General features: G+C 41.7%; 5 protein-coding genes and 1 pseudogene. 4 read left to right on the forward strand and 2 right to left on the reverse strand.

The window, feature by feature from the left end; all coding sequences use genetic code 11:
- Positions 1-15: 15 nt before the first annotated feature.
- The 3 genes from KQP79_RS00415 (at position 16) to KQP79_RS00425 (ending at position 4,764) form a co-directional block, all read left to right on the forward strand.
- Positions 16-1,659, forward strand: coding sequence for a DUF5123 domain-containing protein (locus KQP79_RS00415; RefSeq protein WP_004309424.1), 1,644 nt, complete (start codon positions 16-18; stop codon positions 1,657-1,659).
- A gap of 123 nt (positions 1,660-1,782) precedes the next feature.
- Positions 1,783-3,138 (forward strand): pectinesterase family protein, encoded by a 1,356-nt coding sequence (locus tag KQP79_RS00420; RefSeq protein WP_004309425.1) that lies wholly within the window; start codon positions 1,783-1,785, stop codon positions 3,136-3,138.
- A gap of 48 nt (positions 3,139-3,186) precedes the next feature.
- Positions 3,187-4,764: a glycoside hydrolase family 28 protein gene (locus tag KQP79_RS00425; RefSeq protein ID WP_004309426.1), complete on the forward strand. Its 1,578-nt coding sequence runs from the start codon at positions 3,187-3,189 to the stop codon at positions 4,762-4,764.
- Between the two features lie 853 nt (positions 4,765-5,617).
- Here KQP79_RS00425 and xyl3A read toward each other — a convergent pair.
- Positions 5,618-8,209, reverse strand: a complete 2,592-nt coding sequence (xyl3A, locus tag KQP79_RS00430; protein WP_004309427.1) for a xylan 1,4-beta-xylosidase — start codon at positions 8,207-8,209, stop codon at positions 5,618-5,620.
- Between the two features lie 410 nt (positions 8,210-8,619).
- On the opposite strand from xyl3A, the gene KQP79_RS00435 reads away from it, so the two are divergent.
- Entirely contained in the window at positions 8,620-9,387 is a 768-nt protein-coding gene (locus KQP79_RS00435) for a class I SAM-dependent methyltransferase (RefSeq protein ID WP_004309429.1), read from the forward strand.
- A gap of 133 nt (positions 9,388-9,520) precedes the next feature.
- Here the strand turns inward: KQP79_RS00435 and KQP79_RS00440 are convergent.
- Positions 9,521-13,857 (reverse strand): annotated as a pseudogene (locus KQP79_RS00440) (two-component regulator propeller domain-containing protein).
- Positions 13,858-14,131 lie beyond the last annotated feature (274 nt).

Here is a 14,131-nt window from a genome sequence, read left to right on the forward strand (position 1 = left end):
GTAAAAATGAATGTTATGATGAAGTTACTATATAGATTGACAACAGTCTTATTGCCTGCTTTGTTGTGGGGAGCGCTTTTCACAAGTTGCCAAGACGACCAATATAACAAAATAGACGATCTGTTTCAGCCCAGATTCGTATTGGAGAAACCGGAGGTGAAGAGTAATTCTATTACTTTGGTGTGGTATAAAGTAAATGATGCATCATCCTATACGGTAGAGTTGCATCAGGATACGTATTACAAAAGTTTGTTTATGTCGGTAGATACAACTGAACCATTTGTCTTTCTGGACGATATCCCTTATGGAACAACGTTCTATATTCGTGTGCGTTCGAATGCGGCAAATGCAGTCAATAATTCTCAATGGACTTATACGAATGCTTCTACAGAGGCCAGACCGGAATATGCGAAGTTATTGGAAGACGTATCAAAAACAGAGATAACAGAAAACTCTGCTATCATTCGTTGGAAAGTAGATGTACAGAATCCGGTGGACAGTATCAGCGTGATGCCGATGATGGACAAAACTTTAGCGAATGTATCCCGTTATCTGACTGAAGAGGAAAAAGCACAGGGACGTGCCGAAGTGACTGGTCTGGATAAGAATACACTGTATGCGGTTAATATTTACGATACAAGTAAGCCGAGGAAATATGACAAACCTTATAATCAGGCTACTTTCCGTACAGCGGGACCGGCTGCCGAATCTATTACGGTAGGTTGGGATGATGATTTGACGAAACTTCTGACTGATAATAATGATAATGCGGAGATTCCGGAGGGTACCGAATATTTCTTGCCGGCTGGCTCTTCTTATCGTTTGAGTCCATTTGCAATAAAGAAAGGTTTCCGTCTGGTCGGTAGCACGGAAGGCATTAAGCCTATTGTCACTATGGAATCTTCATGGAATGTGGTTGCCGGATCTTATATTTCCGGTATAGAGTTTGTAAATGTTGAATTCCGGCAGGAGATATTGAACAGTTATTTCTTTAATAGTGGTAATGCATACACGCTGGAGAATATCAGTTTCGTTAATTGCGACTTCTATGGATTCGGACGTGGATTCTGGCGTCATCAGGGAGCTAACAATAAACATCTGATGAACTTCGAAATGGAAGGCTGCAAGTTTGAACAATGCGGTTGGCAGACAGGTGCATACGGTACGTTCCATCTTGGATCGACCGATAAGGAAGGTAACTCTTATGATCATCTGGAAAGAGTTATTTTCAGGAACTGCACATTTAGTAGAGATAACAACAGTACAGACGGCTGGGGCTGGGGTAACATCTTCTATGCGCCCAATCTGGACAAACCTATTCATCTGGAATATAAAAATGTAACCTTCTACAGCTTCTGTCGCAATCAGCGTATGATTAATATACAGTCTGCTGTTGGTTCGGAATTGGTGTTGGAAGGAGTAGTCTTGGCTTCACCGTGTGGTGAAATTTATTCAATCGGTGCCAATACTACCACTAGCTTCTCTAACAATTATACAACGAAAGATTATGCGTTGGGTGGTAGTAAGATCAATGCAACCGATTTGGATATGACTGCTGCCGAACTGTTTGTTGACCCGGAAAAGGGCGATCTGACAATCAAGGATTCGAATTCTCCGATTGTCACTAATCGTTCCGGTGATACTCGTTGGATTCCATAACCGGATCATTGTCAGGACCATACTGGTTATGAACAGGTAATCGTTTTTCTGAAAACAAATGGCCCTTGGGAAAAGAAACCGGGGGCTGTTTTTTCCTCTATATAAAATTTACACAATTGAAGTATGAAGAAGATACAATGCATTTTACAGGGAGTCATCTTGCTGTTCTCCTTGTGTTCCCCAGTCTGGGGTGCTGATGGGAGGGGGCTTATAGATAGGAATCATTCCGGTGAAAGTAATTCTCCTTTTCAGGCTGTAGTGGCAAGAGATGGCAGTGGTGATTACAGAACGGTGCAAGAGGCTGTAAATGCCGCACCCGAAAATTCAAAAACACCTTGGTGCATATTTGTGAAGAATGGGTCTTATCGAGAGTACCTATTTATACCAAAGACAAAAACATTCATTCATTTGATAGGACAGGACAAAGATAAAACCATCATTCACCACAGTCTGAATGTGGGTGGCAAACCAGAGGCTACTTCGACAGATATCGACTATTGGAGATATTCTGTTCATAATCCGGAATCGGATGTCTATAAATACGATGGTAGTGTAGTGAAGATTGAAGCGCCTGATTTCTATTCGGAAAACATCTCTTATGTTAACGACTGGGGAGTGGATAGCCAGAAAGGGCCGCAAGCTTTGGCAATGAGCAGTCAGGCGGATCGTATCGCATTTAATAATTGTAACTTCCGTTCTTTTCAGGATACATGGATGACTACAGGCAATGATACTGCACGACATTACGTCAAAGATTGTTGGATTGAAGGAGCGGTAGATTATTTCTATGGCGGAGGAAATGTATTGGCGGAAAATTGTACTTTCTATAATACTCGTAGCGGTGCTATTATTGTAGCTCCTTGTCATAAGGAAGCGAAATGGGGGTATGTTTTCAGAGACTGCACGATAGATGGTAACGAAGCGGCGGCTAATGTTAAGAAGTGGGGGGTGAAACTGGGACGTCCGTGGCATAATTCGCCAAAAACGGTTTATATTCACACTACTATGAACATTCCCATTTCTCCTGAAGGTTGGGCAAATATGGGTGCGATCCCTACTTTGTTTGCCGAATATAACAGTCGGGATGCCGCGGGTAATGTCCTGCAACTGGATCAGCGTAAGACGGAATATGAGGGACGTGGTGAAAATGCTCCGAAAGGAACCAGTCGTGCGGTGATAACGGCAGAAGAGGCTGCTACTTATACTTATGAGAATATAATTCCCGGAACAGATCAGTGGAATCCCCGTATGATGATGAAAAAACTTCCTGCTCCCGAGGGGCTTAAAATAAAGGACCGGAGACTGGAGTGGAAAAGTGTGAAGGATGCGACGGGGTATATTGTTTTCAGTGGGGACAGGGTAGTAGGTATGACACGTGGAATGTATCTAACTCTTCCTCAATATCCGGTGATGATATTGCAGGTTTGTGCTGTGAATCAGTATGGTTCTTTGGGAAATAAGGCGATTCTTTCCCGTTGAAAATAAATAGTATATTTCAATAGGTTTTGATACATAATAAAGATAAGTATGAATAGATTTTTGAAAAAGGATTTCAGAGTAATGCTGGTGGGACTCTTGTTATTGGCATCTTGTCAGGCATATTCAGACTCGGAGGATAAAACGATAGAAATGGAAGATTTATATAAAGACCTTCCTTTCTCCATGCCCGCCATAGAGCGTCCCGTCTTCCCCGATTATCAGGTGAATATTTGCGATTTCGGAGCAAAAAGTAATGGCGTGACGTTGAATACGGAGGCTATTAATAATGCAATCAAAGCGGTGCATGATAAGGGAGGTGGCAAGGTAGTCATTCCGGAAGGCTTGTGGTTGACAGGACCTATTGTTTTGCAGAGTAACGTCAATTTGCATGCGGAAAAGAATGCGTTGATTGTATTTAGTAGTGATACTTCATTATATCCGATCATCACCACTTCGTTTGAGGGACTGGATGTCAAACGTTGCCAGTCGCCTATCTCGGCAATGAATGCGGAGAACATAGCCATCACCGGTTATGGTGTTTTTGATGGGGCGGGGGATAGATGGCGTCCTGTGAAGAAGGATAAGATGACGGACAGGCAATGGAAGAATCTGGTGAACTCCGGCGGCAAGGTGGATGAGAACGGAAAGGTGTGGTATCCTAATGAAGGAGCGCTGAAAGCCTCTGTTCTCATGGCCGGCAGCGAAGATAAACGGACTGAAATCACGAGTGAAGAATGGGAAGATATGAAGAGTTGGTTGCGTCCCGTATTGCTAAGTATCGTGAAGAGCAAAAAGATTCTTCTGGAAGGTGTGACCTTCAAAAACTCTCCGAGTTGGTGTCTGCATCCCTTGTCGTGCGAATCTTTGATATTGAATGATGTAAAAGTATTCAATCCCTGGTATTCGCAAAACGGTGACGCGCTGGATGTGGAATCATGCAAGAATGTATTGATTGCCAACTGTTTTTTTGATGCGGGGGATGATGCTATCTGTCTGAAGTCGGGCAAAGACGAGGATGGCCGCAGAAGGGGCGAACCTTGTGAGAATGTGATTGTGAGAAACAACACCGTTTTACATGGGCATGGCGGATTCGTGATTGGCAGTGAGATGTCCGGTGGTGTGAAGAATGTGTATGTGTCTGAATGTTCTTTTATCGGTACGGATGTCGGCTTACGGTTTAAAAGTGCCCGTGGACGCGGTGGTGTTGTGGAGAATATTTATATCAATAATATAAATATGATTGATATTCCTAATGATGCTTTGATTGCCGACTTGTATTACGCGGTCAAAAGTGCTCCCGGTGAACCGGTTCCGAGTGTGAGTGAGGAGACGCCTGCTTTCAGAAACATCTATATCTCGGATGTGTTTTGCAGGGGAGCAGGACGGGCAGCTTATCTGAACGGACTTCCCGAAATGCCGATTGAGAATATTTCCATCAAGAATATGGTGGTTACAGGTGCTAAAGAGGGTATTGTAGTGAATAAAGTGGCAAAGCTCAACATTGAGAATGTGGAAATTGACACTCCCGATCAATCTATGATACAGATAGAAAATACGACGGATATCACCATTAACGGAAAAGAGTTGGGAACGATTTCGGAGAAGCGGTTGCTGACCAAGAACTAACTGTATCATCTGTTTTTATACTGTTTTTATTGTCAATCTGTCAGAGCGGCAGTTAAAGAAATGAATTACAGTATAATACATGCTGACAATAGAAGCTGACAATAGAAGCTGACAATAGGCTGACAATAAGAATTAAGTATTCTATTGTCAGCCTGTTTTTTATTGTTTGGCAAGTAAGGATACAAGTCTGTCCATTCGTACATTATAGCATTGATAGGCTGATGAGGCTATATCAATATGCCTATATCGTTCATTGATACTCTCATATCTTTATTAATATACCGATATAGTTATGCTGGCATCTTGGAATTATTGTTTCAAGGTTTTGATGTAGTTGCATTAATATGCCTGTACAGTTGAGTAAGTATGTCTGTATCGTTTGGTTAGTGTGCCTGTATAGTTGAGTTAGTGTGCCTGCATAGTTGGGCAAAGGTGCCGTTATCTTTACCTTCCCACGGTCGTGGTAACATCTTCTCACGGCCGTGGGAAGATCCTACCACAGCCGTGGAGAGATCTCGTCACGGCCGTGGAGAATTAGCAAGATCGGTGCTTTAGTGGAACAATAGCGGCACCCTGGTTGAACAATAACGGTATCTTAGCGGAATAATGCAGGCTTGGTAAATAAGGGATAATAGTTGCATAGTGTAGTTTTAAACAATAATAGGCTGACAATAAAAGACGGAAATCTTTATTGTCAGCCTATTGTCAGTTTCTATTGTCAGTGGGTAATAGCTTGAAAACAATCACTTTATGAAGCCCTAACTCTTGGCCTGACAATAAAAGCCATTTTTTATAAATTCTCAATGTAGCCTAAGTTCAACTTAGCCTCAAATTATATATGAAACGGTATTACCTATTGAATCTGAATACTGCACGTTTGCAAGTCTTTTTCATTTGAACTGTTTCCGTAAAGTATCTTATATGTTCCGTTTAAAGGACGTATGGTATTGGTCGCTGCATCAAACCATTCGAAAGAATCGTACGGAAGCTCTATCTGGACGTTCTGTGTCTTACCTTTAGCAATGCTAACCCGTTGGAAACCACGAAGAGTTTTTTGCGGACCTTCTTTGTCGTCAGGACGGCAGATGTACACTTGAACCACTTCTTCACCGTCTCTCTGCCCGACGTTACTTACCGGGATAGTAAGGATTGCTTTTTCGCCTTTGGTCAGCTTCGATTGGTTCAGGGTAGCTTTCCCATAAGAGAAACGGGTATAACTTAAACCGTAGCCGAATGGATAAAGAGGTGTTTCCGTCATGAAACGGTAGGTACGTCCTTTCATCGAATAATCTTCATAATCCGGTAATTGTTGCATGCTTTTATAGAAAGTGATAGGCAGACGTCCGGCAGGATTGTAATCTCCGAAAAGAACATCGGCAACGGCTGTTCCACCTGCCTGTCCGGGATACCATGCTTGCAGGATAGCATCGCAATTCTGCGTTTCAGGCACGATGGCCATTGCCGAACCGGAGAAGTTGACGAATACTGTTTTCTTTCCATTCTTCTTTAGAAGAGCAAGAACTTCGCGCTGGATGGCGGGCAATTCGATTTCTGTACGGTCGCCGCCTTTGAATCCGGGGTCGGATACCCGCATGGATTCTCCTTCCAATAGGGGGGAGATACCTCCGGCAAAAATAACTACATCTGCGCTTTGCAACTTGTTCAGGATTTCACGGGCATCCATTGGAGTTTGTTTTGCCAAGTCGAAGTTCAGTGCAGGGTTATCTTTAACCTGAATAAAACGCAACTCGATGTCGTAACTCTTTCCTGCTTCGTAGTTGAAAGAATACAGATTGGTATGATTCTTGATGTTGGTGGCTTCTGCTATTTGCTTGCCGTTGAGGAATAAAGTAACTCCTCCGTTAGTCATCACGCGGAAAGTGGCGGCACCGGAATCTGTTGGGCGGAAAGTGGAACGATAGATGGCGGTGAAGTTTTTCAATCCTACACCGGGAGCAAATACGGTAGAACCTTCTGCACTGAAATGGAAAGGAGTGGTCAGACGGTCGGTTGCGGCAATTTTGCCTTTATATTCGCGGTTATTCCAGTAGGTGGCGTTGAATCCGGCTTCTCCGTCGATGCTGCACTGATTGAATAGGCTGTGCAGGGTGGTGTCGTTTGTATATCCGCATACAGGTTCGTAGATGATTTGTGCGTCAGGTAGTTTGGCGCGTATTCCTTCCAGTAGAGTAACGGTATGTGAAGGGAAGCCGTTGTAGTTCCCCCATTGCATTACCGAGTCGTTGGCGTTGGGGCCGATGACTGCGACTTTCATCTGACGGTTTAATGGAAGGATGTTGTTATTGTTTTGGAGTAATACCAGACTTTCATGTGCCATTTTCAGTGCCAGTTCTTTGTGTTTGGGACAGTCGATAACAGAAAATGGAATGTTACTCCAGGGATGAGTCGAATTCATTTCTCCCAGTTCAAAGCGGGCTTTCAGTACTCTTTTGACTGATGTATTGATTTTCTCTTCCGAAATCAGGTCTTTTTTCACAGCATCGGTGATGCTTTTGAAGTTACCGCCACATTCGAGATCTGTTCCGCTTAAAACAGCGTCGGCAGAGGCATGGGCGGCATCGGGATGCGTTTCATGTTTCTTGCGTTGGAAAAAGTCTCCGATTGCTCCGCAGTCGGTGACTACGATTCCTTTGAATCCCCAGTCGTTGCGGAGAATTTGGGTTAACAGACGGTTGCTACCGCAGCAGGGATCGCCTTCGAAACGGTTGTAAGCGCACATCACTTCTTTGACTCCTGCTTTTTGTACCAGTTCCTTGAAAGCAGGAAGGTAGGTTTCCCATAAGTCTCTGGGTGCAATGTTTTCTGCGTTGAAGCTGTGACGGTTCCATTCGGGACCCGAGTGTACGGCAAAGTGTTTGGCGCAGGCATGAAGTTTGTCATATTCGGCATCTTCCGGTCCTTGCAGACCTCTGACTGCTGCCATTCCCATACGCCCGCTTAAATAAGGGTCTTCACCGTATGTTTCCTGTCCCCGTCCCCAGCGGGGGTCGCGGAAGATATTGACGTTGGGAGTCCACATGGTCAGTCCCTGATAACGTTTATATTGTCCTTTTTCATTGAATTGGCGGTTCTTGGCGCGTGCTTCGTCGGATACGGCATCAAATACTTCGTATAATAGTTCGTCGTTGAAAGAAGCGGCCATACCTATGGCTTGCGGAAAGACAGTAGCCAGTCCGGCGCGGGCAACGCCATGAAGAGCTTCGTTCCACCATTCATACGGCTTAATGCCAAGCCGGGGAATAGCCGGTGAGTTGTTTTGCATCAACGCCACTTTTTCTTCTAATGTGAGGCGTTGAAGTAAATCATCCGCCCGTTGTTCCACAGTCAGCTTCGTGTCCTGATAGGGATACTTGCTGGGTTGTTGTGCCTGTACATTTACCCCTTGAATTCCGATAAGACAGGCAATGATCCATTGCTTTTTCATTTTCTAGTTTTTTTGGTTTTTAGATTTGAGACTGCAATAGTACGCGCTTTTCATTATTTTTGTGGGGAATATCCGGTAGAAAAGGAGGATTTCCTATGCAAGGCTTATTTGGAGCCGATAAATCCATAGACCTGTTCAAAGATAAAACATTTTGTTGAATATAGCATAAGCTTTGCAATGTAAATAGATGATACCGAAATGTTGTTTTGATACTTATATCAGAGATATGTCTTGTTGAAATTTGAGTATTTAAGAGATAATTATAGCTGGATTACAGATATTTACTACATTTGCGAACGACTGGTAGTTCTTCTGGTTGTGTATAGAATATCCTTTTGGTACATTGTACGTTGGGGATATTCTCGTTTGTATAAGAAATAATCGTAAATAATGAATATTGGAGGACATAAATGAATAGTGATTATAAAGTTGGCGATTTAATTTATGATGCAAATATTTATGATGGAATGAATACCAGCATGGATGATTTGCAATTTTATAAGCGGTGGTTACCTAAAAACAAGGATGCCCGAATACTTGAGCTTTGCTGTGGAACTGGCAGACTTACTCTTCCTATTGCAAAGGATGGATATGATATAAGTGGGGTTGATTACACTGCTTCAATGCTCCATCAGGCTAAGATGAAAGCTGCCGAGGCTGGACTAAGAATCAATTTCATTCAGGCGGATATCAGGACTCTGGATTTACAGAAGAAGTACGACCTTATTTTTATTCCATTTAATTCGATCCATCATTTATATGAGAATGAAGATTTATTTAAGGTACTTCATGTCGTTAAAAATCACCTCAAAGACGGAGGCTTATTTCTGTTGGATTGTTTTAATCCGAATATTCGGTATATAGTTGAAGGTGAGAAAGAGCAGCAGGAAATAGCCACGTATACAACTGGCGATGGAAGAGAAGTCTCGATAAAGCAGACAATGCGATATGAAAATAAAACCCAGATTAATCGGATCGAATGGCATTATTTTATCAATGGTGAATTCAATTCTATTCAAAATCTGGATATGAGAATGTTTTTCCCTCAAGAGTTGGATTCATATTTGGAATGGAATGGTTTTAGTATTATTCATAAATATGGAGGATTTGAAGAAGAAATATTTAATGATGATTCGGAAAAACAGGTGTTTGTTTGTCAATGTAAGTTTGGATATTGATGTGTTGTTGACAGGCAAATCTCTTTATCTTGTATGAAAAGTCCCTTTATATCAGTTTACTCTATCGAATTTCGATTGATCGAATAATGAGACAACTGGGTATAAAGGGACTTTTTATATGCTTATCAAAGAGTTATTTTTTTCTCTCTTTGTATTCTGACGGGGTAATTCCTATCACTTTCTTGAAGCACTTGCTGAAATATTTCGGATCGTTGAACCCCGTCATATATGCTACCTGGGAGAAGTTATATTCGTCGCTGTCAATCAGTTGTACGGCACGTTTGATACGTATTTCCCGTATAAAGTCAACAGGTGTCAGTCCGACGATTGATTTTAATTTCCGGTAGAAGATTGTACGGCTAAGCATCAACTGTTCTGCAAATTCGTCAATCGTTAGTTCGGCATTGTCCATCTGTTCTTCCATGTATGCCATTACTTTTTTCATAAATTGCTCGTCGTATGGAGTAATCTGTGGTTGTGAAGGAGTCAGAGGATCGGGAGAAGAGGTATTCTTTCCTTCCATCAGCCTATTCATATAGAGCTCCTGCAATGCTTTGCGTTGTCGTAACAAGGAGGCTACACGGGTCTTTAGATAAGTAGCACTGAAAGGTTTGGTGATATAATCGTCAATGCCTTGTTCCAATCCGGCGATACGGTCGTCCAGAGAGGCTTTGGCTGATAATACAATGATGGGGATATGGCAAATATTGTTGTTCTCTTTGATTTGCCTAATCATTTCTAAACCGTCCATCACCGGCATCATAACATCGCTGATAATAAGATCGGGCAGGTCGTCAACAGCATGTTGCAATCCCTCTTCACCATTGGAAGCTGTGATTACCGTATAATTCTCCGACAAAATACTTTTCAGAAAAGCCTTTAACTCTTCATTATCTTCTACCACCAATATGGAGAAACCATCCGAATTAGTCTCAAGGTCTTCTTTTTCTTCCACCTCTTCTGGCGCTTTCATGCTATCGACGGGATGAGGTGCTGAACTCTGACTATCATTCAGGATAAATTCGACTTGTACATCCTCTTCGAAAATTTCCCGTTGTAAAGGCAAGCTTACTGTAAAACGGCTGCCTATTCCGGGTTGACTATTTACTGTAATAGTGCCATGATGCATTTCCACCATCTCTTTCACGAGAGACAGCCCGATGCCGGAAGATGGTTGCAGAATATTCTGTTTTACCAATGACTCGAAGCGTTGGAACAAGGAATGTTGCTTTTCTACTGCAATTCCGATTCCTTCGTCTGCAACCTCTATCTCTACCGTCTTCTCTTTCGTTGTGATATTGACTGTAATCGACTTGTCGGCAGGTGTATATTTGAATGCATTGGAAAGCAGATTGAAGAATATCTTTTCAAACTTATCTCTATCCACCCAGCTATATACCGACTGGATGGTAGAAGTCAGCTGATAGTTTATGTTCTTTTCTTCAGCTATCAGTTTGAAGCTACTCATCACCTTTTGCAAAAGTGGGATCAAATCGGTCTCTTCAATCAGCAGTTTCATTTTCTGATTCTGAATCTTGCGGAAATCCAGAATCTGATTCATCAGTCGGAGCATGCGCTCTGTGTTCTGATGTACCAAAGTCAAATGCTCACGGGCGGAAGGAGAAAGCGGTTCATTCTCTAATACCTCTGTCACAGGGCTACTGATTAAAGTTAGCGGAGTACGTAACTCATGAGATATGTCAGTAAAGAATCGCAGTTTGATATTTGCTAATTGTTGTTCCATATCCACTCTGTGACGTAACCGGTAGATGTAAAATAATACATATACGATGCTTGCCGTAAAGAGTATGAATAGAATGAAATAGAACAGCCATGCCCAGTAGGTTTCCCAAAAGGTGGGGAGTACATGTATAGATAGAGTCTGTACATTGTCCACCCAGACCCCGTCACTGTTTGTTGACTTTACCTGCAACTGATATTTGCCTGCAGGCAAGTTGATGTAGCTAGCGGAACGGTTATTATCTGCTTCATTCCATTCTTCTTCTAGTCCTTGCAGGCGATAGGCATATAAAATCCCTTTTGGATTGACATAATCAAGTGCAGCAAACTGGAAAGTTACATTCCTTTGAGAGGGCTCCAGTTCCAATTCTTCCAGATTGTCAATGGAGTGATCGGTAAGGTGTCCTTGAATCTTGAGTCCTGTAAACACAATAGGAGGAACATAGCTACTCTTCCGCATCTTCTCCGGAGAAACTTCCAGAAAGCCTTTATCAGTTCCTAAGATAATCTGGTTGCGGGCATTGATAATAGGAAGAGCTTCGGAGAAATTGAATTCCTGATAGATGGAACTTAATTCATAGTTCTCAAAAGTTTCTTTGGCTGGATCGAATTTGGAGAGCGCAATCTCCGAAACAACCCATAGTTGGTTCTGTGTATCTTCAATCATTGATAGTGCCAGATCGGAAGCCAGCCCGTTGTTCTTGTCGTAGTTTTTGAATTGGATATTCTCGTTCAGCAGATTGGGAGATATCACTTTATTTACTCCTCCGGTAAAGCTGACAACATAAGTCGTTTTATTCTTGTCCGTATAGATATGCATGATATCGTTGGCACTAAGACTGTTTTTATCTCCCGGTCTACGGATATTCCGGTAGAATTTAATCTCTTCCAGGCGTTCGAAGTTGTTCGAGAATGTCAGCAGTCCGTTAGTTGTTCCCACTAAAATCACTCCTCCCGGAGCTTCTGCAATATTGCGTACTTTCATACCGTAAGCTATGGGATAGTTTCTTAACTCATTATTACTATGAATAAATGAAACTTTTCCATCTTTAGCTTGTGCCAGCAGATTTAATCCGCCCCCATAACATCCTATCCAAATATTATTACGACTGTCCTGAAAGATAGCATAAATGCTATTACTGCTTAAACTATAAGGATCATTTGTCTGGTGTTCAAAATGGTGAATAGAGTAATGATTTGCTCCTGTCTTTTTAAGTTGGAAAAGTCCGATTTCTTTAGTCCCCAACCATATATTTCCATCTTTGTCTTCCAGAATTGAATATACCCCATTATAAAACGATTGTTTTTCCTTAATGATATTTCCTTGTTTGGATAAGTACCCCACCAGGTTACCATCCGGTGCGAATATCTGGATATAATTAGATTTTGATGCTGTCCATAGACGTTTATTGCTGTCTTGCAGGAATGCACGTGTTTCTGCCTCGTAATCAGTCAGGTTAAATTGATAGCTCTGTGGGAAGAAGCATAGTTTCTCTACACCACGTGCTGTTGCAAACCAACAGTTTCCCTGATTATCCAATGTATAAGACCTGACTAACGGACTGAAAATAGACTTAGGATTATTGATATCCGTAAGAAGCGGTTTGAGAGTTCTTTCCGGTCATAGTAGCAAAAGTTTCCTTCCGTGGGGAGTAACCATAGGTTTTTCGCATTGTCTTCAAAAATAAGTTTACGACTTTTACGCCCATGCTTGATAATCTCATCTTTGGGGGTGAACAGATGTTCTTTTTCATTGGTCGCGAGGTTAAGATGAACAATGCCCGGATCTTTTGAAAAAATCCAGATATCTCCCAAGTGGTCTTGATAGACAGATTCTACATCGTTGGAAGTTTGGGTAGCTGTACGGATGTCTATTTGCTGGAAACTGTTCTTCGGGATAGAATACAAAATCACTCCATTATCCGTTCCCAATGCCAGCATATCTTTTCCTATGGTAGTGACATTGTTTATTTTATGATGCGGATAAGGAATATCTACGAATTTCAGTTTTTTAGTGTGGAAGTCATATCTGGCTAACTTGTCATTTTCTGCAATCAGACAGATCGTTTCCTTTATTTGGGTGATGAACTGGAAAGGAAAGTCTGTATCCAGTGTTTTCTTTCCTATGATGGAAACACCTTTATCCGTCAATATCCATTCATCTTCTTCAGAGTCTTGATAAATGTTAAATATTTGATTTCCTTTCAGGTTGTGGTTGGAAGCTGAATAAAGTGTGATGCCTTCTCCTTTTTTGCATAATTGTTCGTCCACTCTGAATGCATATCCGCTTTCACAGAGAATCCAGGCAATCCCTTTCTCCAGTGAATAAATGCGTGTAACATTGTTAGTTTGTTTCGTGGAAAGTTCAATAGGTTGGAGAACATCAATAAACTTCTCGGTTTCCACATCAAAAAGGCAGGCTTGTCCATCGTAAGTGGGGCACCATATATCTCCGTATTTGCTTTCTGAAATAGTTCCCATGCGATTACTGCCGAATGCATATTTACTCTCTTGCGAAGTTTTATATGTCTTAAAAGTGTATCCGTCAAACTTGTTAAGCCCGTTCCAGGTACTAAACCAAACAAGCCCTTTCTGATCCTGTAAAATGCTCATTACATTACCTTGAGCGAGACCGTCACTCACGGAGAAATGTTTAACTTGGCAGATAGGTTGAGCAGCTATATTGATCGCTATTGTTAGAAGAAGAAATAAAGTATGGAGCCGTTTCATAGTAGTTACTTTAATGTTTATAGCAAAAATAAACAAAACAATGCAGAATGGAAAGTCCGATAAGTGGTTTGAACGAATAATACTCGTTTTTTCCTATTTTTTCCTCTTCATCCTATACAGCATTGATCTCTATGTTGTGTTTTGAACAAAAATAAGAGAGTAATATTAGTTAAAAAAATCCTCTTTATAATCTGAATAAGATTATAAAGAGGATAATTTTATTGACAAGAGTTGCATGGGGTATGGTGAGATGAAATCATAATTGGGGAATAAA

Source organism: Bacteroides sp. DH3716P, from assembly GCF_025914115.1.
GTDB lineage: Bacteria > Bacteroidota > Bacteroidia > Bacteroidales > Bacteroidaceae > Bacteroides > Bacteroides ovatus.